The organism is Streptomyces sp. SID12488 (genome assembly GCF_010548275.1).
GTDB lineage: Bacteria > Actinomycetota > Actinomycetes > Streptomycetales > Streptomycetaceae > Streptomyces.
The window spans coordinates 16,656-39,319 of the sequence record NZ_JAAGLT010000022.1 but is presented as its reverse complement, the minus strand read 5'-3'; the positions used below and the strand labels follow the sequence as shown (position 1 = coordinate 39,319).

The 22,664-nt window shown below is 68.7% G+C and carries 25 protein-coding genes; 17 read left to right on the top strand and 8 right to left on the bottom strand.

Going from position 1 to position 22,664, the window contains the following annotated elements; translation table 11 throughout:
• Positions 1-45 precede the first annotated feature (45 nt).
• The 8 genes from G3I56_RS28585 to G3I56_RS28550 all read left to right on the top strand — a co-directional run bounded on the left by G3I56_RS28585 (position 46) and on the right by G3I56_RS28550 (position 6,021).
• Positions 46-192 (top strand): hypothetical protein, encoded by a 147-nt coding sequence (locus G3I56_RS28585; protein WP_164413873.1) that lies wholly within the window; start codon positions 46-48, stop codon positions 190-192.
• A gap of 102 nt (positions 193-294) precedes the next feature.
• Positions 295-2,733, top strand: a complete 2,439-nt coding sequence (locus G3I56_RS28580; protein ID WP_164413871.1) for a glycoside hydrolase domain-containing protein — start codon at positions 295-297, stop codon at positions 2,731-2,733.
• 3 nt (positions 2,734-2,736) lie between these two features.
• The gene (locus G3I56_RS28575; RefSeq protein WP_164413869.1) at positions 2,737-3,099 is read left to right on the top strand and encodes a hypothetical protein; all 363 of its coding nucleotides are present in this window, start codon (positions 2,737-2,739) and stop codon (positions 3,097-3,099) included.
• A gap of 37 nt (positions 3,100-3,136) precedes the next feature.
• Positions 3,137-3,820, top strand: a complete 684-nt coding sequence (locus G3I56_RS28570) for a hypothetical protein (RefSeq protein WP_343240076.1) — start codon at positions 3,137-3,139, stop codon at positions 3,818-3,820.
• 310 nt (positions 3,821-4,130) lie between these two features.
• Positions 4,131-4,397 carry a hypothetical protein gene (locus G3I56_RS28565; protein WP_343240075.1) on the top strand — a complete coding sequence of 89 codons (267 nt, stop codon included), beginning with the start codon at positions 4,131-4,133 and terminating at the stop codon, positions 4,395-4,397.
• A 183-nt stretch (positions 4,398-4,580) separates the two neighbouring features.
• Entirely contained in the window at positions 4,581-5,381 is an 801-nt protein-coding gene (locus tag G3I56_RS28560; protein WP_203690913.1) for a helix-turn-helix transcriptional regulator, read from the top strand.
• A gap of 30 nt (positions 5,382-5,411) precedes the next feature.
• Positions 5,412-5,618 (top strand): DUF397 domain-containing protein, encoded by a 207-nt coding sequence (locus G3I56_RS28555; protein WP_164413867.1) that lies wholly within the window; start codon positions 5,412-5,414, stop codon positions 5,616-5,618.
• Positions 5,611-6,021, top strand: a complete 411-nt coding sequence (locus tag G3I56_RS28550) for a contact-dependent growth inhibition system immunity protein (RefSeq protein ID WP_164413865.1) — start codon at positions 5,611-5,613, stop codon at positions 6,019-6,021. Before G3I56_RS28555 ends, G3I56_RS28550 begins: the two co-directional genes overlap by 8 nt.
• A gap of 26 nt (positions 6,022-6,047) precedes the next feature.
• Here the strand turns inward: G3I56_RS28550 and G3I56_RS28545 are convergent, their stop codons facing one another.
• The 4 genes from G3I56_RS28545 to G3I56_RS28530 are packed head-to-tail and all read right to left on the bottom strand — an operon-like array spanning position 6,048 to position 9,517.
• Positions 6,048-6,851: an SAM-dependent methyltransferase gene (locus G3I56_RS28545; protein WP_164413863.1), complete on the bottom strand. Its 804-nt coding sequence runs from the start codon at positions 6,849-6,851 to the stop codon at positions 6,048-6,050.
• Between the two features lie 19 nt (positions 6,852-6,870).
• Entirely contained in the window at positions 6,871-8,241 is a 1,371-nt protein-coding gene (locus G3I56_RS28540; RefSeq protein ID WP_164413861.1) for an acyltransferase, read from the bottom strand.
• On the bottom strand, positions 8,238-8,882 hold the full coding sequence (locus tag G3I56_RS28535; protein WP_164413859.1) for a hypothetical protein: 645 nt from the start codon (positions 8,880-8,882) through the stop codon (positions 8,238-8,240). Before G3I56_RS28535 ends, G3I56_RS28540 begins: the two co-directional genes overlap by 4 nt.
• Positions 8,879-9,517, bottom strand: a complete 639-nt coding sequence (locus tag G3I56_RS28530; RefSeq protein ID WP_164413857.1) for an RNA polymerase sigma factor — start codon at positions 9,515-9,517, stop codon at positions 8,879-8,881. The genes G3I56_RS28535 and G3I56_RS28530 overlap by 4 nt, the downstream gene beginning before the upstream one ends.
• 290 nt (positions 9,518-9,807) lie before the next feature.
• Here G3I56_RS28530 and G3I56_RS28525 point away from each other — a divergent pair, with 290 nt between their 5' ends.
• On the top strand, positions 9,808-11,601 hold the full coding sequence (locus G3I56_RS28525) for an acyl-CoA dehydrogenase (protein WP_239135151.1): 1,794 nt from the start codon (positions 9,808-9,810) through the stop codon (positions 11,599-11,601).
• A 177-nt stretch (positions 11,602-11,778) separates the two neighbouring features.
• On the opposite strand, the gene G3I56_RS28520 is transcribed toward G3I56_RS28525, so the two are convergent.
• On the bottom strand, positions 11,779-13,173 hold the full coding sequence (locus G3I56_RS28520) for a cytosine permease (RefSeq protein ID WP_164413854.1): 1,395 nt from the start codon (positions 13,171-13,173) through the stop codon (positions 11,779-11,781).
• An 83-nt stretch (positions 13,174-13,256) separates the two neighbouring features.
• Positions 13,257-13,661, bottom strand: a complete 405-nt coding sequence (locus tag G3I56_RS28515) for a PLD nuclease N-terminal domain-containing protein (protein WP_164414068.1) — start codon at positions 13,659-13,661, stop codon at positions 13,257-13,259.
• A gap of 97 nt (positions 13,662-13,758) precedes the next feature.
• Here G3I56_RS28515 and G3I56_RS28510 point away from each other — a divergent pair, with 97 nt between their 5' ends.
• Both G3I56_RS28510 and mqnP read left to right on the top strand, forming a co-directional pair.
• Positions 13,759-15,216: a menaquinone biosynthesis decarboxylase gene (locus G3I56_RS28510; RefSeq protein ID WP_164413852.1), complete on the top strand. Its 1,458-nt coding sequence runs from the start codon at positions 13,759-13,761 to the stop codon at positions 15,214-15,216.
• Positions 15,213-16,121, top strand: coding sequence for a menaquinone biosynthesis prenyltransferase MqnP (gene mqnP, locus G3I56_RS28505; protein WP_164413850.1), 909 nt, complete (start codon positions 15,213-15,215; stop codon positions 16,119-16,121). The genes G3I56_RS28510 and mqnP overlap by 4 nt, the downstream gene beginning before the upstream one ends.
• Before the next feature lie 126 nt (positions 16,122-16,247).
• Here the strand turns inward: mqnP and G3I56_RS28500 are convergent, their stop codons facing one another.
• Positions 16,248-16,790 (bottom strand): rhomboid family intramembrane serine protease, encoded by a 543-nt coding sequence (locus G3I56_RS28500; RefSeq protein WP_164414065.1) that lies wholly within the window; start codon positions 16,788-16,790, stop codon positions 16,248-16,250.
• A gap of 253 nt (positions 16,791-17,043) precedes the next feature.
• Between G3I56_RS28500 and G3I56_RS28495 the strand changes: the two genes are divergently transcribed.
• The 6 genes from G3I56_RS28495 (at position 17,044) to G3I56_RS28470 (ending at position 21,316) form a co-directional block, all read left to right on the top strand.
• Entirely contained in the window at positions 17,044-17,751 is a 708-nt protein-coding gene (locus tag G3I56_RS28495; protein WP_343240074.1) for a UbiX family flavin prenyltransferase, read from the top strand.
• A gap of 158 nt (positions 17,752-17,909) precedes the next feature.
• Positions 17,910-18,365 (top strand): Lrp/AsnC family transcriptional regulator, encoded by a 456-nt coding sequence (locus G3I56_RS28490; RefSeq protein WP_164413846.1) that lies wholly within the window; start codon positions 17,910-17,912, stop codon positions 18,363-18,365.
• 54 nt (positions 18,366-18,419) lie between these two features.
• On the top strand, positions 18,420-19,583 hold the full coding sequence (gene mqnE / locus G3I56_RS28485) for an aminofutalosine synthase MqnE (protein WP_164313757.1): 1,164 nt from the start codon (positions 18,420-18,422) through the stop codon (positions 19,581-19,583).
• A gap of 73 nt (positions 19,584-19,656) precedes the next feature.
• Entirely contained in the window at positions 19,657-20,181 is a 525-nt protein-coding gene (locus G3I56_RS28480) for a GNAT family N-acetyltransferase (RefSeq protein ID WP_164413844.1), read from the top strand.
• 133 nt (positions 20,182-20,314) lie between these two features.
• Positions 20,315-20,617 carry a DUF4229 domain-containing protein gene (locus tag G3I56_RS28475; protein WP_164413842.1) on the top strand — a complete coding sequence of 101 codons (303 nt, stop codon included), beginning with the start codon at positions 20,315-20,317 and terminating at the stop codon, positions 20,615-20,617.
• A gap of 27 nt (positions 20,618-20,644) precedes the next feature.
• The gene (locus tag G3I56_RS28470; RefSeq protein ID WP_164413840.1) at positions 20,645-21,316 is read left to right on the top strand and encodes a TetR/AcrR family transcriptional regulator; all 672 of its coding nucleotides are present in this window, start codon (positions 20,645-20,647) and stop codon (positions 21,314-21,316) included.
• A 118-nt stretch (positions 21,317-21,434) separates the two neighbouring features.
• Here the strand turns inward: G3I56_RS28470 and G3I56_RS28465 are convergent, their stop codons facing one another.
• Complete coding sequence (locus tag G3I56_RS28465; protein ID WP_164413838.1) at positions 21,435-22,313, bottom strand: MaoC/PaaZ C-terminal domain-containing protein; 879 nt, start codon at positions 22,311-22,313, stop codon at positions 21,435-21,437.
• Between the last annotated feature and the right edge of the window lie 351 nt (positions 22,314-22,664).

The window sequence follows — 22,664 nt, the reverse complement described above, 5'->3', positions numbered from 1 at the left end:
CGACCGGAGCTGCCTGACCCGTACCAATTCCCTTATGGGGCAACGGTGTTGGCGCTGACCTGCCTCGACGAGTTCGGCTTCCACGCGGAGGGCTCCGGATCGCCGTGCGCCCGGGACGCGTCGAAGGAGCTGTACAGCGAGGACAGGTCCTGCGGCGAGGGCCGTCCGGACGTGCCGACAGCCCTGCCGTAAGCGTCGCGCGGCCACTGGTTCGTGCCGCCATTTCCGCCATTTCCGCCAGTTGTGCCATCAGCCTTGCCCTGAACGGGTTTTGAGGCAGAGGAGAAACCGATCGTGGATGAGAAGGTTCTTGACGCCCAGAAATGGGTGAACGCCACCTACGCGAGTGTTTCCGGCTACAAGGCGTGCCCGGAGGACGGCCGCACCGGCTGGTCCACCATGAACTCCCTGATCATGGGACTCCAGCACGAGCTGGGCATCAGCCCGGTCGTCGCCAGCTTCGGGCCCGGCACGATGGCCAAGCTCCAGGCCATCGGTGACATCGGGTTCGGCTGGAGCGGGAACAGCAACATCGTCCGCATCATTCAGCACGGCCTGTTCTGCAAGGGTTACTGGGGCGCCAACGGCTACGGCGAGTACGGCGCGGTCACCACCGAGGCCGTCAAGGCCATGCGCGTCGACATGGGCCTGCCCGACGGCGGCACGGGCACCGCGGGCGGCCAGACCACCCCCGCCCTGTTCAAGTGCGTACTCAACATGGACGCCTACGTCAGGGTCGCCGGTGGCACGGACGAGATTCGGGCGATCCAGCGGTGGCTCAACGGACGGTACTGGCAAAAGAGCGCCTTCAGCGTCGGCCCGTGCGACGGGATCTACTCCCGGGACGTACAGAAGGCGCTGATGACCGGGCTCCAGTACGAGTTGGGACTCGCCGCTCCCAACGGGAACTTCGGTCCCGCCACCCAGGCCGCGCTGCGCACGAAGAACCTGGGCCTGGGCGACTCGGGCGTCCTGGTCGAGATGTTCTCGGCCGCATGCGTGTTCAACTCCCCGGTGCCGTCCGGTACCAGCAACCCCGGAACGCCCACGACCTGGCGCAACACCTTCAACGCCACCCTCGTCGAGTGGGTGCGGATCTTCCAGCGGTTCTCCAAGCTGCCCGACTCGGGCCGCGCGGACTACCAGACATGGGCGCAGCTCCTGGTGTCGATGGGGGACGCGGACCGCGCGGCGACCGGCAGCGACACCCGCTTCGAGATCACCGCGTCCCGGGCCAAGTACCTGAGGGACAACCTCTACGAGGTCGTGGGCCGTTATCTGTACGACCCGCCGGGCTCGACCCTGGACAAGGAGATCAAGCCCGGCGAGCTCGCGACGATCTTCGGCGCGGGCCTGAAGGTCTTCCCGATCTACCAGGACAACGCCCGTCAGCTCTCCGACTTCACCTACTCGGCGGGCTACCAGCACGCCCTGAACGCACACTCGCTGGCCGGCGGTTACGGCTTCAACCGGGGGACGACGATCTACTTCGCGGTGGACTACGACGCCACCCAGGAGGAGATCGACTCGGCGATCGTGCCGTACTTCCACGGCGTCGCCGCGGGCCTCGCCTACAACGGCAAGCGGTACATCCACGGGGTGTACGGCTCGCGGAACGTCTGTACGAACGTGACGAAGCAGACCGGTGCCCGCTACTCGTTCGTCTCGGGCATGTCCTGGGGCTTCTCCGGGAACCTGGGCTTCCCGATACCGGCGAACTGGTCCTTCAACCAGATCAAGGAGTTCAAGGTCACCAACGGGTCGGACGTCTTCGACCTGGACCGCGATGTCGTCTCGGGCGCGGACCCCGGCCAGAACTCCGTCAACAAGGCGGCGGGCCCGGCCGACGGCTTCATCGACTACCTTGCCCGCCTCCTGGCGATCGCGAAGGAGTACGGCAAGGGCAACGCGAACCAGCTGGTCATGGAGTACGTGCGGCACAAGTCGTACGGCGGTGGCGACTGGGACTTCCTGATCGGCGAGTACGACGGCGAGTTCGTCAACTTCGCCAACGGCAAAGGCATGTCGGTGATGGAGGGGTTCAAGGACCCCTACACCGGCTACGAGTTGGGCGCGGAGCACCTGATGGCGTCGACGAACGGTCACTTCGTGGCGTGGAAGCCGAGCAACCCGCGCTCGGTCAACGAGGGCGACGTCGCGGGCTGGGGCGGCGACCTGATGACGTTCTACGCCGACTGGCGCCATGCCACGGACGCCTATCCGTCGGGTCACGCGTTCGCGATGGCCAAGCTGGCGAAGGTCGGAGTGGCGTCCAGCTTCGGCTTCAACGACCTGATCGAGGACGCGGACGCCTGGCTGCTGGCCGACGCGATACGCAACAACGGCAAGGACATCGTCACCGCGGTGACCGACCTCTACAACGGCGGCGGAGGCCTCAGGCGCTTCCAGCGGTACTGGGCCGGCCGGTTCAACGGGAACACCGCGGACGCCAAGTTCCTGGCCCACAACATCCTCACCGCGGCGGACGACAAGGAGGTCGTCCTGGCACAGCTCGGTCTGATCACCTACCGGGGCGGCATCAAGACGCTCCCCGCCATGCTGAGTTACGACGAACTGGAGCCGTTCGAACAGGGCTTCGTTGATACGCTCCTCGCCCGCACCGGCCAGGAGTCGCTGATGGCGGCCACCTACCGGAAGAACCACGACACGTACCTGCGCGCGGCCAGGTCGCGCGCAGCGGCGCGAGGCGCGGCAGGGGACAAGAAGGGGTAGCCGATGCGCCGGTGGGGCCTATTGGCATGGGGGGTCGCGCTTGTCGCCTCTCCGTTCCTGCTGGGGATCACGTTCTTCGTCGGCATCTTCTCCGGCGGTCACGAGATCGACGAGACCTGCGCCTCCCTCGGCCAGCCGCTGGACGATCAGTACCGCGCCGAGCACTGGCGGGAACCGGGCCAGTGGTTCCCGCTGCACAACAAGTGCAACGCCGACTACGACCTCGTCCCGGTCTGGGTCAACCCGGCCATCGTCGTCCTGACGCTCCTGATCGTCGTGTGCATGGGAATCGGGATGTGGCTGGCGGTCGCGCGTCTTGTGGCGAAGAGGCAGGCGAAGAGATCGAAGACGGCGAAGAGCACGTAGAACTCGAAAGCACGTAGAACTCGAAGAGGGGGAAGCCGTGAGGGTTCATGAGTTGTCGCGGCGCCGGTTCGCCGGCGCGACGGGTGCGGTGGCCGGTGCGGTGGTGCTGGGCTCGACAGGGGCGGCCGGTCCGGCGTCCGCTGCAGGTCCGGCACCGGCCGGGGTGTGGAAGGGCGGTAGGTCGGCCAACGGCTGGCCGGTACTGGCGGAGGCCACGGAGTACGACATCGAGGGCAGCGGTCTGTCGGTGCGGCTGGCGGACGGCGACGTGGCCGTGCTCCTGCTGCACGTGGCACGCCGTTTCCACTACGAGATCGACCAGCTCCGACGGGGGGACGTGCGGGGTCACAGACCGGCGCACGAGGGCCAGGCCGGGATCCAGGAGCGGTACGAGTCCAACCACCTGTCCGGTACGGCGATATCGATCCGGGCGGAGGCGTACCCGACCGGCGTCAAGGGTGGCCTGTACCCGCAGGAGCTGGTGGTCGTCCGGGACATCCTCACGGAGCTGGACGGCGCGGTGAGCTGGGGCGGCGACTTCAGCACACCGAAGGAGTCGCACTTCGAGATCGCGCTCAGGTCCGGCCACCCGAAACTGAAGGGTGTCGCGCGAAAGATCCGCGGCTGGAACGACAGCCCGGGGGAGGGCGCGGGCGCGATCGACGCGTTCGACACGGCGCGGCGGGCCAGGGCGAAGGCGTTCGCCCTCCGGGCCGGATAGGACGTCCGGGCTCCGCCGGTGGTCACCGGCTGCCGGCGGTCGCTCGCGATCCTCATGCCTGAGCGGCTTGTCGCCGGCAGAGGGTGGCCTCTGCCAATTCCCCCTGAAAACACAGCGGTTGAGTATCCGCGAGGGCGGTGCTGAGTACGCGTACTCATGGGAGGCGGCTCCCCGGCGGCGAGAGTAGCGGCAGACAGATCAACAGCGACTGGAGACGATCATGTACCTGCCCCGCAGAACGAGCCGAACCGCCAGCGCCACCGCCACCGCCTCTCGGCGCGGAAGGGGCCGCATCGCCGCTGCTGCTCTCGTGAGTGCGGCCGCAGTCGTGGCACTCACCGGATGTTCCACCTTCGAGTACTCGGAGGCCATCTGCGGCGGCGGCGAGTATCCCGTCATGTCCGTAGGCAGCACTGGCAGCTCCTGCGTGTCGGACAAGGAAGAGCCGCCGGCAGGATCGGTGCGCTATCCGAAGGGCAAGGTGCCGCAGGAGGTCGACGACAAGTGGGACGTGTACTGGGATACCCACACGCTCGACAGGGACGGCAAGACAATCACCGTCCCCGACGCGGCTTGACCCGCACGACCGGCCCTCCGGGTAGCGTCCGCTGCAACCAGGCGGGCGCCAAGAAGCCCAAGCGGCGGACAGTCGCCCGCCCAGACCGCGCCGCGCGGGTACCCCCTAGAGCGTGGCTGAGGGGAACGGTTCGTATCAACGCCCGGGGCGTGTGAGTGGGGCATTGGCGCATGAGGGGGACGCGTGGTGCGACGGAACGGCGACGACGGCTCCGGGACGGGAGTCGGCAATGCCGCCCTGTTCGGCGAGGTGTTGAAGCACTTCCGCGAGGCCGCGCTCCTCACGCAGACGGCGCTGGCGCAGCAGATTCCGTGCGACCGGTCCCATGTGGCGAAGGTGGAGGCGGGCGTGAGCGTCCCGCAGGACACGTTCGCGAAGGCGTGCGACGAACTGCTGGGTACGGGTGGGGTGTTGCTGCGGGTGTGGAAGAAGGTGGACTGGTATCCGGAGGTGCAGCATCCGGACTGGTTCGCGCGTCGGGCGCGGATGGATGCGGATGCGGTGGCGCTGCGGGAGTACCAGGAACAGGTCATCCCCGGCTTGCTGCAGGCGCCGGGCTACGCGCACGCACTGTTCTCCCAGATTTCGACCGGCAACGAGGTGGAGGAACGTGTCCGGGCCCGGTTGAGCCGCCAGCCGCGTTTCCTGGCGGACGACGGGCCTTTGTACGTCGCTGTCCTGGACGAGAGTTGTCTGCGCAACGCCGTCGGCAGCCCGGGGGTCATGCGGGACCAGTGCGCGCATCTGCTCGACGTCGGTCAGTGCCCCAACATCCGTATCCAGGTGGTCCCGACGGGCCTTTTCGGGCTTGTCCCGCCCAAGAGTTCCATGTCCCTGATCGATCTCGTCGACGAGCGATGGGTGTACTCGGAGTCGCTGAACCAGGGCCACTTCAACAATGATCCAGCAGACTACGTACGCCATAGCCAGACCTATGATGTGCTCAGGGCGGACATTCTGTCGCCCGCGAATCCGCCGCTCTGATCAGCGACGTGATGGAGGGTTACGAGCATCATGCACAGGCACGAACTCGACACGGTGACCTGGATCAAGAGCAGCTACAGCGGCAACGACGGCGGCAACTGCATCGAAGTGGCCCCCGGATTCCCCGGCGTCGTCCCGGTCCGTGACAGCAAGGTGGCTTCCGGTGGTCCGGTGATGGTCGTAACCCGCGCTGCCTGGGCGGAGTTCGTCGCGGGCGCGTCTCGTCGGGGTGCGTAGTCACAGGGCGCCGAACCGTGAGCGTTCCCTTGAGGCGCTCGAACGCGATCACTGGCCAGATCCTCCAGCCGGCGCGACCCGCCTTGTCGTATCCGCGCACGCCCTTCGGCGTCGGCCGATCGGAGAGCTGACCGTCGAGGACCTGCGCCTGCTGATTCGACAGGACGTGGGACTGCCCTATCTCCTGCCGATGGCCGTGAAGGTGCTGCGGGACAACCCGATGGCAGAGGGCGATATGTATGCCGGTGATCTACTGTCCGCAGTGATCACCAGGAGCCCCGCAGCCTGGGCCGGTTCCGCCGAACTCCGGCGCGAGCTCCGGGTGATCGTCTCGGGGCTGGTCGAGGACCTGCCGGCTTCGCTCCAGCAGGACGTCGAGCGGTTCCGGACCTCAACCTGGTGATGCCTCCGTCCACGCTGGGTGGGCGTTCAACCGGTCTTGCGGGCCACACCCCCGTAGATACCGATCTCCTCGGACCGCTCCGGCGCCGGGCCGTCCGGGTGCCAGAACGGGACCTGGGTCAGGCCCGGTTCGAGCAGTTCGAAGCCGTCGAAGAAGCGCTCCACCTCGGCGCGGGTGCGCAGGTTCAGGGTGGCGGTGGCCTTCCTGCTGTACTCGGCCTGGGCGTCGGTGCGGTCCGCGAAGTCGCCCGTGGCGTGCGAGAGGACCAGGAAGCTTCCGGTCGGCAGCGCGTCGCGCAGGGTGGCGACGATCTCCCCGGGTTTCTCCGCGTCGGCCAGGAAGTGGACGACGGCGGCCAGGAGCAGGGCGACCGGCTCGTCGAAGTCGATGACCCGGCGGACGTCGGGGTGATCCAGGACGGCACGCGGGTCGCGCAGATCGGCGAGCACGGTGCTGGTCCCGCCGCCGCTCCGGCTCAGCAGCGCATCGGCGTGCGCCTTCACGATCGGGTCGTTGTCGACGTACGCGACTCGCACCTCCGGCACCAGCTCCTGGCCGACCTCGTGCACGTTGGGTGAGGTGGGTAGCCCGGTGCCGATGTCGAGGATCTGACGTACGCCGCTGCCGACCACGTGCCGCACCGCGCGCCGCATGAACGCGCGGTTGGCCCGCAGACCGATCCGCACCTCGGGCGCCGCGGCGGCGAGCGCATCGCCGGCCTGCTGGTCCACCTCGTAGTTGTCCTTGCCGCCCAGCAGGTAGTCGTAGATCCGGGCAGGGTGCGGCCTACTGGTGTCGATGCCCTCGATACGGACCTGGTCCTGCGTCACCCTGCACTCCTCCTGGCGGTCAACTACCGTGCCAGTGAGAGTAGTTCACCACGTGCGCGCCGGGCAGGGCGCTGTCCGTCAGGTGCGGCTCGCCGGGGTTGAGGCGGAGTTCGCGTACCGTCACGCGCCAGCGTATTCGATCGCCATCGGCACCCGGACTGCTCGCACCCGGTCTGTTCGGGCGCCGCCGCGCCAGCCTCCGCCCCCACGCTTGTCCCGGCGCCTCGACGCAGCGGTAGGTCAGCACGCACAGCGGCAACAGCACCGCGAAGAAGGCCACTTCGAGTAGGGGACTGTCCTGTCGCCACCGGCCGATCGTGCCGTCACTCACCGTCAGCAGCACCGGATGCAGCAGGTAGACCGAGTAGCTGATCGTCCCCAGGGCGATGAGCACGCGCGGCACGCGGCGGTCGCGCAGCGCCAGTCCGGTGCCGAAGGTGAGTACGGCCAGCAGGAACGCCGTGATCCAGGCGCGCCGAGTGAAGTGGTCCCCGTCGCCGTACCCGTACGCGCTCCCGACAGCGCAGGCGACGACCACGGCGGATGTGCAGGCGGCGTACCGCCAGCTGCTCCGGCCGTGCTCGGCCCGGTGCACGACCGTGCCGAGGAACATCACGGCCAGGATCACCAGGCCCTCCCACACCGGGACCGTGCCGTTGAAGAGGACCAGCACGAGCGCCAGAGCCCCGGCCGCCACACCCCCGAACACACGCAGGCGGGGCGGTCCGGCGCTCGTGCAGCAGATGGCGGTCGTCAGGGCGATCGCGGTGAGGGCGACCAGGCGGCCGGTGCCGACAGCGTCGGACAGTGCGGAGGGCGGGAGCGTGACCCCGGCCGCCACGCTCGCGGCGGCGAGCACGGCCAGGGTGACGGCGACCGGCGCCGAGCGTTCGTGGCGGCGGATCGTGAAGAGGGCGACAACGAGGAGGTAGAACGCCATCTCGTAGGAGAGCGTCCACAGGACGAGGAGGATGCTGGGGGTGCCCAACAGCTCCTGGAACAGGGTGAGATGGGCGACGGCGGTGGTGACGGTGCCGAGGTCTGCGCGTGGCTCCGCGACGCCCAGCAGGCCGAGGGCGAGGAGCGCGGCGACGGCAGCCACGCACAGGGGGTAGATGCGGAACACCCGCCCGATCCAGAACGTCCGCACGCAGCCCCGGCGTTCCAGCGACGCCGGGATGATGTACCCGCTCACCAGGAAGAACACCATGATGCCGAACCGGCTGGTGTTGAACTCGGGCATCAACTCCCGCCGGAACTCCGGGAGGAAGGAGTACGAGGAGTGGTCGAACACGACGACGAGGGCCGCGATGCCGCGCAGGGCGTCGAGCCAGCCCAGTCGGCCAGGTCGGCCCGTACGCTCCGCCGAGGCGTTCGGGGGGCCGGTCATGGGCTGGCCTTCACGGGGACGCAGGGCTTCGACCGGGCCTCGGACTCGGCCCTGGTCGCAGAGGCGTCGAGTTCGTAGCGGTCGACTTCGTAGGCGTGCACCGCCTGCGGTTCGGCCCTGCCTTTGCTGTTCTCGAAGACCAGCACGTTGCCTCGGCTCAGGGTGACCCGGACAGGCACGTTCCAGGCGTAGACGGGTTCAGTGGCGATGTCGTCCTTGCCGACCTCCACGAGTTGAAGGACTGCGGCACTACCCCACGGCTTGCAGGAGTAGCCGGGGGGAAGCACCTCCACGTCCACGACGATGCCGTTCGGGCGCAGCTCATCCGCGAGTTCGTATTGTTCGTGGAGGGCGATGCGCTCGACCTTGAGGGTGACAGTGACCCTGCCGTCACCGTGGCTCTCCACCGCGTACGGCGTTGAGTCGGCCGGTGTACCCGGTACGACCACCGCGGCGAGGCCGGCCACCGCGCAGGCCGCTGCGGCGAGGGAGATCCGGCGGGGAGTGAGCAGGCGTCGTACGGAAGTGCTCGTCCCGCGCCCGCCCGTGTCGGCCTCTGTCGACAGGCACTCGCGCAGCTCTATCTCCCGCTTCAGCTCTACCAGGAGCCGGTCCTCGAACGACGTCGTCCTCGTGCTCATACCTCGCCCCTCCTGGCGTACAGAAGTGATGTGTCCGGCGGTGTCCCCACAGCCTTGGGAGCCGCCTCGGAGTTCGCCCCGGAGTTGGCCTCGCCGCGCAGCGCCTTGCGTGCCCGGTGGAGTCGGACCCGGGCCGTGACCTGGCGGATGCCCAGCGCGGCTGCCGCCTCGGGGATCGTGAGCTGGTCCACCACGATCAGCTCCAGGACGGCCCGCTCGCCCTCGGGCAGCCGGTCGAGAGCGGCCAGGGCGCGCCGGCCGGGGCTCTCCGCGTCGAGCTTGTCCTCGATGCGGACTATGTCGTCGGGCTCCAGCAGCCGTCGCCCGGAGAAGCGCCGGTCGCGCTCGGCCTCGCGGGCGACCCGGCGGCGCTCCGACGACACGACGTTGCGCGCGATTCCGTACAGCCAGGCCGTCTCGCTGCCCAGGCGCGGCCGGTAGGTGTGGGCCGAGTCGAGCACGGCGAGGAAGATCTCGGCCGTCAGGTCGGCCGCCGTGTGGGGGTCGTCGACGCGCCGGGCCACGAAGCGCATCACCGCGTCGACATGACGCCGGTAGAACGCCTCGAACAGCTCCGGGTCCCGCACGGCATCGGCTGGTCCACCCCGTAACCCTTCCGGCTCCGCACCGTCCACTGGCGTCTCCTTCGCGTCCTGTTCGTAGCGTCACTCGCCCTTCACACGTTCTTGGGCCGGGACACGAAAAGCGTTACGAGGAAGCGTTACGAGGAAGACGGCCCGATCCGGATTCCGGTTGGTCGGCTCCGGGCGTCCCGTCGGGGTCGATTAAGTGTTCGAAGTCGCCTGAATCGCCGCTGTCGCACTTCGGCCGATTCATGTCTGTTAATTCTGTGTATTGGCGGATTCTTAAGTGCTCCTGGTCACTATTGGTTGATCGCCCAATGACAATGGGCATCCCGATCACCATGACCACCGAGACGCGCACGCCCCATCCAGTCCTTGATCAAGCCGCCATCACCGGTCTGCTCTTCAGCGACGGCGCGGACGGAAACGAGCTTCACGGCCGCTGGCGCAAAGCGGTCTCGGACGAGCTGTTCCGGTACCGGCCCGGACTGGGGACCCAGCAACGATGGCGGCTCGCCTACAAGCGGCTGAGATCCCTCAACGAACAGGTTCCGTCGCCCGAGCACTTCGCCAACGACCCGCGCGGACTGGCGGCGTTGCACGAGTGGACCTGCCCCATGGACGGTCCCACCGTCACCGTGGCCGGTATTCACTACAACCTCTTCCTCGGCAGCCTCCTCGACGACCAGGTCTCCCCGTCACGTGAGTTGACGGACTTCACCTCCATGTCCCGCATAGGGACGTTCCTGTGCACCGAGCGCGCGCACGGCAACGACGTACCGGCGCTGGAGACCGTCGCCCGGTACGACAGGGAGCGCGACGAGTTCGTCCTGCACACCCCGCACCCCGGGGCGCAGAAGTACATGCCCAACACCAGCTCCGCGGGCGGCCCCAAGACCGCGGTGGTCGCCGCCCGGCTGATCGTCGACGACAAGTACCTGGGCGCCTTCCTCTTCCTCACCCCGCTGAGCGACGAGTACGGCACCCTGCCCGGCATCACCGTCACCCTGCTGCCCGAGCGCGTCGGCGCGTCGGTGGACCACTGCGCCACGAACTTCGACAACGTACGGCTGCCCCGCACCGCCCTCATCCAGGGCGCCCACGGGCAACTCCTGCCCGACGGAAGCCTCGTCAGCTCCGTCGGCAGTCCGCGCAAGCGGTTCATCCACGCCATCAGCCGCGTCACGGCGGGCAAGCTGTGCATGAGCGCCAGCGGGCTCGGGGTGGCCCGGACGGCACTCGCGATCGCCGTCCGGTACTCGTACACCCGGCACATATCCGGGCCGGTCGCCGGACAGCGCGTCCCGCTCGCCACCCACCGCACCCACCACACCCGCCTCCTCGACCACACCGCCACTGCCTACGCCATGACCTTCCTGCACCGCGCGGCCACCGAACGATGGGTCACCCACACGCCCGAGGACCGCGCGGACGCCGAGCGGCTGGTCGCCGTCACCAAGGGGTGGGTCACCTGGCGGGCCCGCGAGATCGCGACCGAGAGCCGGGAGCGGTGCGGCGCCCGGGGGCTGTTCCCCGTGAACGGGATCGCCGCCATGGCCGGAGACATCGACGGCGCGATCACCGCCGAGGGCGACAACGTGGCGATCTGGTGCAAGGCCGGCGCCGAGATGATCTTCGGACACGACCTGGCGGCGGAGCCCGTCCGGCCCACCGGCGACGAGCCGTTGACCGACCCGGGACTGCTGCGCCGCGCCCTCACCACCGCCGAGCGCTACTGGCACCTCGCCGCCCGTCGCGATCTGCGGCGCGACAACGACGGCGGCGACGCCCTCGGCCGCTGGAACAACGCGTCCGACGCCGCCCTCAACCTCGTGGAGGCGTACACGGTGGGCCAGGCCGCCGACGCCTTACTCGCCGCCTGCGCCCGCATGTCCGACCCGATCACGCACGCGGTCCTGGAGGACCTGAGCGCGCTGTTCCTCCTCCGGCAGGTCAGCGCCCGCAGTGGTCTGCTGCTCGCCGAACAGGCACTCACCGCCGACCAGGTGCGCGCCCTGCCGGAGGCCCTGCACACCCTCACGACCCGGCTCGCCCCGCACCTCAGCACTCTGACCGAGGCCTTCGACGTTCCGGAGGAGCACCTGTCGGCACTGCCGATGCTGAGCGGCGCCTGACCTGTCCGACCCGCCGAACCCGCCTGTTCCTGAGCTGCCGAGGGGCGACTGTTGGCCTAAAAATGACGTGCTCATGACGCTTTACTGATGTGTGCCGGGCGCGTGGGGGATGTGCGCCCGGCCGATCGGCGAGCCGGTCGCCCTGGGCGGCCACCCTGGTCGGTCCAGTCGGTCCGGTCAGGCGACCCGCCGCAACACCCGGTAGAGCCCCGCGTACAACCCCGCGCTCACCGCGAACCCCACCAGGCAGGTGATGTCACCGAAGGACGGCCACTGTTCCGGCACCCAGCCCACATACTTCTCCTGGTTCGAGAAGAGCGGCACCGACACCACGATGCCCGTCAACAAGGCAGCGATACCGGGCCAGTTGGCGAAGCTCCGGTCGGACAGTCGCTCGCTCAGCGCCTCCACCGGCGTCCGCGCCTGAAGCCACCGCTCCACGAGCACCACCCCCAGCCACGGCCCCACCCAGTACGCGATCACCAGCAGGAACGCCTCGTAGGCCGCCCCCGCGTCCGCCAGCGACGACCAGGCTGCCGCCGTACCCGCGAGCCCGCACAGCACCACGATCGCGCCGCGCCCCAGCCGCACGGGCAGCCGGAAGCCGAGGGACGTGACCGACATCGCGGAGGAGTAGACGTTCAGGGCGTTCGCCGAGACCGCGCCCAGGATGATCGCCAGGAGCACCAAGTCGCTGAGCCAGACCGGGAGATGACCCGTGAAGGCGGCCGTCGGGGTCGAGCCCTCGGGAGCGACGATCGTCGCCGAGGCCGCGCCGATCAGCGCCACGACGGACACGGACACGAACAGGCCGACGGCCGGGTAGAGCGCGGTGCGGAAGCGGTCGGCCGTACGGGGGAGGTAGCGGGAGTAGTCGGAGGCGGCCGGGTTCCAGCCGGCCGTGTACCCCCAGGCCGCGCTGAAGGCCAGCAGGAAGCCGCCGATGCCGCCGCCGGAGCCGGGCGCGCCCAGGTCGGCCTCCTTGAACGTCCAGACACCGGCCAGCAGGAACACGACCGCCAGCGCCGGAAACGCGTACTTCTCGAAGGCGTGCACGAAGTTGTGGCCGATGAAGCCGATCACGATCTCCGCCGCCACCACGAGCAGCAGGGAGGGGAGCGGACGCAGATCGGTCAGCGTGTTGAGCGCGAAAGCGGCGCTCACACTGTTGACGGCGAACCAACCGACGCCCGAGACAAGGGCGTTCACACCGGCGGGCAGCAGATTTCCCCGGAACCCGAAGGAGAACCGGCCGATCACCATCTGCGGTACGCCGAACCGGGGGCCGTCGAGGGAGAGGATCCCGTGCGTCAGCGAACCGAGCGCGGTGCCCAGCAGCAGGGCCGCGGACGCCTGCCAGAAGTCCAGGCCGAAGAAGAGGACCGAGATCACGCCGATGTAGACGGTCGCGAACTCGATGTTCGGGGAGGCCCAGGTCCACAGCAACTGGAGCGGGCTGCCGTGCCGTTCGGCGTCCGGAATGGGCTCCGCGCCCGCCGTCTCCACAGCGATGACCTTGTCGCCGTAATCGGGGGTCGGGGTCACGGGAGTACTGGCCGGAGCAGTCGTCATGCGTGGTAAGTGTCCGGGCCGCACCAGGCCCGGCACAGAGGCGCATTGTCCGCTTCGGGGGGCTCGGCGACGTACAGCTTGTACTACTCCTTGGGCTCCTCGCCGCTCTCCCGGCGCTTCAGCTCCTCCTCGCGGCGGCGCAGGTCGGCCTCCCAGTCCCGCAGATGGGCGTCGTCGTCCTGCACCGGCTCCCCGGCCGTGCCCTTCTCGGTCTTCTCAGCCTTCTCGTCCTTGAGGGACTTCAGGAACTCCGGGTTGTCATCCGGGGCGATCCACTGGCCGCCCGAGGCGCCCAGGCGCTGGGAGGTGGCACGGTCGCGGCCGATGATCAGCCAGGAGATGGAGCCGACCAGCGGGAACAGCAGGATCAGGATGGCCCACACGGGCTTGGGCATGAAGCGGACGTCCTTCTCCTGCGTGGTGACGCAGTCGATGAACGCGTAGATGCTCAGTGCGAGCGGCACCAGGATCAACAGCACCCGCAGCATGTATTCGGTCCCCTTGAGTTGCTGTGCGGGCGCGCTGACGGTCGCGTCCGGCCCCCGCTGACCAGTCCAGGGTAGTGCGTAACGGATACTGGAACGCATGGCTTACGACGATCTTCGCTCCCTGCTCAGGGCGCTGGAGCGCGAGGGTGACCTCAAGCGCATCAAGGCCGAGGTGGACCCGTACCTGGAGGTCGGGGAGATCGTCGACCGTGTGCAGAAGGCAGGCGGGCCCGCGCTGCTCTTCGAGAACGTGCGCGGGTCGGCGATGCCGCTGGCGATGAACGTGTTCGGCACCGACCGGCGGCTGCTCAAGTCGCTGGGGCTGAAGTCGTACGCGGACATCAGCGACCGGATCGGCGGGCTGCTGAAGCCCGAGCTGCCGCAGGGCTTCGTCGGTGTGCGGGAGGCCTTCGGCAAGCTCGGCGCGATGACGCACGTACCGCCGAAGAAGGTGAAGTCGGCGGGCGCGCCGGTCCAGGAGGTCGTCCTGAAGGGCGACGAGGTGGACCTCGACCTTCTTCCGGCGCTCTTCACCTGGCCGGAGGACGGCGGCTCCTTCTTCAACCTGGGGCTGACGCACACGAAGGACCCGGAGAGCGGCGTACGCAACCTGGGTCTCTATCGCCTTCAGCGGCACGACAAGCGCACGATCGGGATGCACTGGCAGATCCACAAGGACAGCCGGAACCACTACCAGGTGGCGGCGCGCAAGGGCGAGCGGCTGCCGGTCGCCATCGCGTTCGGCTGCCCGCCCGCCGTCACCTACGCGTCCACGGCACCGCTCCCCGGTGACATCGACGAATACCTGTTCGCCGGGTTCATCGCGGGCAAGCGGATCGAGATGGTCGACTGTCAGACGGTGCCGTTGCAGGTGCCGGCGCAGGCGGAGGTCGTACTGGAGGGCTGGCTGGAGCCCGGAGAGATGCTCCCCGAGGGCCCCTTCGGTGACCACACCGGCTTCTACACCCCGCAGGAGCCCTTCCCGGCGCTCACGATCGACTGTGTGACGATGCGGCGTCGCCCGCTGCTCCAGTCGATCGTCGTGGGCAGGCCACCGACGGAGGACGGCCCACTGGGCCGGGCGACGGAGAGGTTCTTCCTCCCCCTCCTCAAGATCATCGTTCCCGACATCGTGGACTACCACCTCCCCGAGGCCGGCGGCTTCCACAACTGCGCGATTGTCTCGATCGACAAGAAGTACCCCAAACACGCGCAGAAGGTGATGCACGCGGTCTGGGGCGCCCACATGATGTCCCTGACCAAGTTGATCATCGTCGTCGACTCGGACTGCGACGTCCACGACCTGCACGAAGTCGCCTGGCGCGCCCTCGGCAACACGGACTACGCCCGTGACCTGACCGTCGTCGAAGGCCCCGTCGACCACCTCGACCACGCCTCCTACCAGCAGTTCTGGGGCGGCAAGGCGGGCATCGACGCGACCCGTAAGTGGCCCGAGGAGGGGTACACGCGGGACGGCGGCTGGCCGGAGATGGTCGTGTCGGACCCGGACACGGCGGCGAAGGTCGACAGACGCTGGAAGGAATACGGCCTGTGAGTTCAGCATCCGCATCCGCCGCACTGCCCCAGCCCGGCCGCACGAAGGCGTTCCTGCGCCTGGTGATGATCGAACACTCGATCTTCGCACTGCCCTTCGCCTACATCGCGGCGCTGACGGCGATGTTCCAGACGGACAAGAACGTCCACTGGGGCCGGCTGCTCCTGGTCACCGTCTGCATGGTCGGCCTGCGCACCTTCGCGATGGCGGTCAACCGGATCATCGACCGCGAGATCGACGCCCGTAACCCGCGCACGGCCCACCGCGAACTGGTCACGGGCGCGATGTCGGTGAAGCACGCCTGGACCGGCGCCCTGATCGCCGTCGTCGTCTTCCTCGGCTCGGCGGCTCTCCTGAACCCCCTGTGCCTGGCCCTCGCCCCCGTCGCGGTGATCCCGATGGTGGTCTACCCGTACGGCAAACGGTTCACGAACTTCCCCCAGGCCATCCTGGGTCTCGCCCAGGCCATGGGCCCGGTCGGCGGCTGGCTGGCGATCACGGGGGAGTGGTCCTGGGACGCCGTGATCCTGGGGCTGGCGGTCGGCATCTGGATCGGCGGCTTCGACCTGATCTACGCCTGCCAGGACGTCGACACCGACCGCGAGACCGGCGTGCTGTCGGTACCGGCCCGCTTCGGCATCCCGGCGGCGGTGTGGAGCGCCCGGGTCTGTCACGCGCTGACGACGGGCCTGTTCGTCTGGTACGCGCTGGTCACGGACGCGGGGGCGTTCTTCTGGCTGGGACTGCTGATCGTGGCGGGCGCGTTCGTGTACGAGCACAGGATCGTGCGCCCGCATGATCTGTCACGACTGAACCGGGCGTTCTTCTCGGTCAACGGATTCATCGGCATCGCTCTTTTCGGGTGTGCGCTGCTCGACCTGGTCGTCCGTGGACTCACGGTCTGACCACCCGATCGAGTGATCGGGTCATGGCAGCTCATGCCAGGGCAAGCCAGCCCATGGCAGGTCATAGCAGGTCCATGGCGCGGAGGGACCCACGACCGGGCCCTCCACTGCCCTTTCTGGGCCCCTCTACGGCATGAGCTGTCCCGGAGACACCCGTCGCCGGAACATGAACGCCGCAACCAGCCCCGATATCAGCCCCGCCAGGTGGCCCTGCCAGCTGATGCCCGTCTGGGTCGGGGCCAGGCCGGTCAGGATCGAGGCGCCCCAGACGGCGGCCACGAGCAGACCGACCAGGATGCCCAGCGGGCGGCGTTCCACGAAACCCGTCACGACCAGGTAGCCGAAGAGGCCGAAGATCAGACCGGAGGCGCCCGCCGTGTTGCTGTGCTCGGGCGCCACGAGCCAGACGCCCAGCCCGTCGGCGACGATGATCAGCGCGCAGATCGCGGCGAACCGGCGCAGGCCGCCCAGGGCCGTGAGGAAGCCGAGGACCAGCAGCGGGACACTGTTGGCGGCCACATGGGCGAAGCCGAAGTGAATGAAGGCGGCGGGAACGACATCGACCAGCTCGGAGCTGGTGCGGGGTGTGATGCCGAGGCCGTCCAGCGCGTGGCCGCTCACCACGTCGACAACCTCCAGCAGCCACAGCAGCGCCACCCAGCCGAGCATCAGCTTGGCCGCGGCCTTCGCGCGTTCGCCGCCGGACAGCAGACCGCCGGACAGCTCGCCGTCACGCGCGAGCCGGTCACCTTGTGACGGACCGGTACCCGCACCGGCCCGGCCCGTTCTCGCCGCGTTCCACTTGTCCCACATGCCAGACCCCCGCCCCGCCCATGACGGGCGAATCAACTCGCCCTCCACAGAGAACGCCTGGGCGGCCTCGCCCGGTTCCCACCCCACGATGCCGGATAAGCTCCGTGTCGTGAACCCACTCAAGCCAGGAGAGACGCCGCGTGCGCCTTGGATCGTGGGGGTGTCCGGCGCCTCCGGCACGCCTTACGCCGCCGCAGTGCTGCGCGCTCTTCTCGACGCGGGCGAGAGCGTCGACCTGGTCGTGTCCCGGGCCTCCCGGCTCACCCTGCTCGACGAGACCGGGATCTCCTTCCGGGACGCCCACTGGCAGGACGACCTGCGGGAATGGCTGTCCCGGGGCGCCGACGGCAAGCCCGACACCTTCGACGTGGACATCAGTGGCGTACGGCACTGGAGCGCCGGGGATCTGGCGGCCGGGCCCTCCTCGGGGTCGTACGCCACCAAGGGGATGCTGATCGTGCCCGCCTCCACGGCCTGTGTGGCGGGGGTCGCGCTCGGGCTGTCGAAGGACCTGTTGCAGCGGGCGGCCAGTGTCACCCTCAAGGAACGGCGCCCACTCGTCGTCGCGGTGCGGGAGTCCCCGTTGAACGGGCAGACCCTCCGTCACCTGGTGACCCTGGACGACGCGGGAGCGAGTGTCGTACCGGCCTCGCCCGCCTTCTACGCCGGTGCCACCCACATCCAGGACCTCGTCGACTTCGTCGCCGGGCGTGTGCTCGACGCGGCGGGCGTCCCGCACGGGCTGTACCGCCGCTGGAAGGGCGAACTCGGTGGCGGGGCCGGGTCATCCCGTACGTCCCGTGCTGATAACGACTGAGCCGGCGTACGTATCAGCAACTGGCAGTACCACTCATCACCTTCGGGAACCCCAGTACTTCAGTACCGCAGTACTTCGGCAGTCTTCACCTTCAGCAGTGTTCAGAAATGTTCAGCATTCTTCATTCTTCAGGATTCTTCATCGGAAGGCTCGATCGCATGGACGCCGTGGACAGGCAGCTCATCCAGGCCCTGAGAGAGAACGGCCGGGCCTCCTACGCCGAGCTGGGGCGCCTCGTCGGTCTGTCGGGGCCCAGTGTCACCGACCGCATCAACCGGCTGGAGGCGGCCGGTGTCATCACCGGGTACCGCGCCACCGTCGACTCCGCCTCGCTCGGCCTCGGCGTCATCGCCCTCATCGGCATCTCGCTCTCCGACGCGGCCGACCACGAGGACGTGGCGCGCCGAATGCGGGACCTCGGCGAGATCGAGGACTGCTGGTTCATCGCGGGCGACGACTCGTTCATGCTCAAGGTGCGGGCGAGCGACGTCGACGGGCTGGAGAAGACCATCAGGCGGCTCAGCGGGACCGCGGGCGTCTCCAGGACCCGTACGACCATCGTGCTCTCCACGAAGTGGGAGAACAGGGTGGGTGAGCTGCCGGAAGAGCAGTAGGGGTGGTGGGCGTACGGTTGACGAGGTCTGTCTAGGTGTGGAAGAGGGATGAGCATGGACGTCGGGCTCAAGCGTGAGCTGGAGGAGAAGGTCAGGGCCGGTGAGCGGCTGACCCGCGAGGACGGCATCGCGCTCTACGAGTCGGACGACCTGGCCTGGCTCGGCGGGCTGGCGCACGAGGTGCGGACCCGTAAGAACGGTGACGTCGTCCACTTCAACGTCAACCGGCACCTCAACATGACCAACGTGTGCACCGCCTCCTGCGCCTACTGCTCGTTCCAGCGCAAGCCGGGCGAGAAGGACGCGTACACGATGCGCATTGAGGAGGCGGTCAAGCTCGCCAAGGCGATGGAGGGCGAGAACCTCACCGAGCTGCACATCGTCAACGGCCTGCACCCGAGCCTCCCGTGGCGGTACTACCCGCGCTCCCTGCGAGAGCTGAAGGCCGCCCTCCCGAGCGTCTCCCTCAAGGCGTTCACGGCGACGGAGATCCACCACTTCGAGACGATCAGCGGTCTGTCGGCGTCGGAGATCCTCGACGAGCTGATCGACGCGGGCCTCGAGTCGCTGACCGGCGGTGGCGCCGAGATCTTCGACTGGGAGGTCCGCGAGCACATCGTGGACCACCGGACGCACTGGGAGGACTGGTCGCGCATCCACCGCCTCGCGCACGAGAAGGGTCTCAAGACCCCGTCCACGATGCTGTACGGCCACATCGAGGAGCCCCGGCACCGGGTGGACCACGTCCTGCGCCTGCGCGAACTCCAGGACGAGACCGGCGGCTTCCAGGTCTTCATCCCGCTGCGCTACCAGCACGACTTCGTCGACATGAAGGACGGCAAGGTCAGGAACCGCCTCCAGGCGCGCACGCAGATGGCGACCGGCGCGGAGGCCCTGAAGACCTTCGCGGTGTCGAGGCTGCTGTTCGACAACGTCCCGCACGTCAAGGTCTTCTGGGTCATGCACGGCGTCCAGACCGCCCAGCTCGCCCTGCAGCACGGCGCCGACGACATGGACGGCTCGGTCGTCGAGTACAAGATCACCCACGACGCCGACAACTACGGCACCCCCAACAAGCTCACCCGTGAGGACCTGCTCGACCTGATCCGGGACGCCGGCTTCCGTCCGGTGGAGCGCAACACGCGGTACGAGATCATCCGGGAGTACGACGGTCCGGACCCGGCGCGCCGGGATTCGCCGCAGCCGATGCGGGTGTGAGTGCGGATACGGGTGTGAGTGCGGGGGCGGGGGCGAGTGTGAGCGCGAGTGTGGTAATGGGTATCCTCTCAGTGTGACCATTACCTTCACCCTCGATCCCGCCGTCACCCCCGACCTCCGCGACGGCCTCCTCGACCTGTGGGTGGACGTCTCCAACGAGGGCGGTGCCGTCGGCTTCGTCGCCCCGGTGGAGAGGGAGGTCATCAGGCCCGAGCTGGTGAAGTACTTCGCGGCGATGGCGGAGGGCGGCACCCGGCTCCTGGTCGGCCATGACGAGGGCGGGCGGGTCGCCGCAGCCGCCTTCTTCACCTTCAACACCCGCCGCGTGGTGGCCCACTGGGTGTGGCTGTACACGGTGATGGTGCATCCCAGTCATCAGGGCAGGGGCTACGGCCGTGACCTGCTGGCGGCGGCTTCCGACGCGGCCCGCACCTTCGAGGGCACGGAGGCGATCCGCCTCAGCTGCCGCGGCGGCCTCGGCCTGGAGCGCTTCTACGGCTCCTGCGGCTACAAGGAGGTCGGCCGCATACCCGGCGCGATACGGGTCGCGCCCGGCGACGACCGCGACGACGTCATCATGCTGCTGCCCCTGGTGTGAGCCCGTACGCGGCGCCCGTGCACGATGCCCAGGCGGGACGCCCGTGTATGCCCGTGCACCCCCTTGCAAGATCAGGACCTTGCCGTGCTTCACTGGACGGTGCCCCTTTTTGGAACCGGAAGAGTGGATTGAGATGCTCCGCTACACGCTGATGCGCCTCGGGATCTTGGTGGCCTGCCTGCTGGTCGTCTGGGGTCTCGTCCTCTCCGGTATCGCCCCGCGTGGCCTGGGCAGCTCGAACGGCATGTGGATCATCCTGCTCTCCCTCGTGATCTCCGCCCCGATCAGCTTCGTGGCGCTGCGCAAGGAGCGGGACCGGGCGTCGGTGCAGATCGTCGAGAGGGTGGACCGCGTCAAGGCCAACCTGGACGCGAACCGCAGCCAGGAGGACGAGGCCATCGACGAGGCGGCCCGCGCGCAGGGTCAGCCCTCCTGACCCCAGAGCCCAACTACCCTTGCTCCCATGGGTGCTGTGAAGAACAAGCGGATGCCGCGAGCCGTCCGTGAGCAGCAGATGCTGGACGCCGCCGTACAAACCTTCGGCCAGCGCGGCTACATGGCTGCGTCGATGGACGAGATCGCCGAACTCGCCGGTGTCTCCAAGCCGTTGGTCTATCTGTACCTGAACTCGAAGGAAGACCTCTTCACCGCCTGTATCCGGCGCGAGGCCAGGACGCTCACCGAAGCGGTCCGCGCCGGTGTCGAACCGGCCCTGCCCGCCGACCGCCAGCTCTGGGACGGCCTGCGCGCGTTCTTCACGCACACCGCCCAGAACCCGGACGGCTGGTCGGTACTGCACCTCCAGGCCCGTACGCACGGTGCGCCGTTCGCGTCCGAGGTCGCCGTGATGCGCGAGGAACTCGTCGCGTTCGTCACCCAGTTGATCGTGGTCGCCGCCCGCGAGGCCCACCGTGACCCCTCGCTGCCGGAACGGGAGGTCGCCGGCCTCGCCGTGGCCCTCGTCGGCGCCGCCGAGTCCCTCGCCGCCTGGGCCAACACCACCCCCGGCATCACCGCGAAACAGGCGGCGGCCACCCTGATGAACTTCGCCTGGGCGGGCCTGGGCAACCTGATGGCGGGACACCCCTGGTCACCCCCGGCGGAGACGCCCAAGGCCACTGACAAAGAGAGCTGAGCGAGTCCGCCGCCCCTAAGGGGCCGTAGGCCCCAAGGGGCGCGGGGCTGTATTGATTTGCGGCTCCGCCGCGTGGGCGCGACCGGCCACGACGGCGCCGCAGCAAACCGACAACCCCTCACACCCGCCGCACCTCCCCCCGCAGATGTACCCGCCCCCCGCCCCGCAGCTCAAAACTCCCGAAGCCGTCCGCCCCGTACTCCACCGCGCCCGGCAGCAGCACCGGCGCTCTGAAGTCGGTCCGGACCAGGGCCGATTGAGGGGTGCCGTGGGCGGCGAGGCAGCGGGCGGCGGTCCACATGCCGTGGGCTATCGCGCGCCGGAAGCCGAAGAGGCGGGCGGTGAGGGCGTGCAGGTGGATGGGGTTGCGGTCGCCGGAGGCGGCGGCGTACCGCCGGCCGACGTCCTCCCCGAGCCGCCACTCGGCGATCAGGGGGAGCGCCTCGCGTTCGTCGCCGGCGGGCGGTGCGTCGGTGGCCGGCGCACCGGTGGCAGGCTGCTCGCCATTCCGGTGCCGGGCCAGATAGGTGCTCCGCGACTCCCACACCAGCTCCTCGCCCTCCCGTACCTCCGTCTGCACCGTGGCTTCGGTGCCACGCCGGTGGGGCGTCAACTCCTCTACGTACACGGACAGTTCGTACCTGCCGGTGGCGGCGAGCGGGCGCCAGCGGACGATCTCCACCGAGGTGTGCACCAGCCCGAGAAGCGGGAGCGGGAAGTGCCGGTCGGTCATCAGGGCCATGGCCAGCGGGAAGCCGAGGACGTGCGGATAGGTGATGGGGAGGCCGTCGTCGCCGACGGGGAAGCCGCAGACCCGCTCGTAGGCGGCGAGGCGGGCGAGATCGATGCGTACGCCGGGCAGGACGAGGCGGGTGCCCGGGAGGCCGGTGTCCGGGCGGGGTCTGTTGAGGGCGGCCTTCTTGAAGGGGGACAGGAGGGCGCCCCGTGCGAGTAGGGGAGCGAGGGCAGGCGTCCGGGCGAGGGTGTGAGCAGGCATACGGCTACGCGACTCCCGGCTCCATACGAGTCCGTATGGCTCGACGGATTACTTACTCCTAAGTAAGGTTACCGGAGGTAAGCCCTAATTCCCCTCTCGCGGACACAACCCGTCATGTGCGGAGAGGTGCGAAGAAAGCCGGGAATGGTCCAGGATGGCCCGGGAATGGTCCAGGAATGCCCTAGGAAGGCACCTGGGGCCGGTGCTAACGTGAAGCGCTCATGACAGGGCAAGACGACCCATCGGCAACCTGTGTGACGTCTGAGCTTGCACACCGCCGCCGCTCCACCACCCCCGAACCCGCACGACGCCCACACGTGCGAGCCGTACGATCCGGTTTCTGAACAGCGG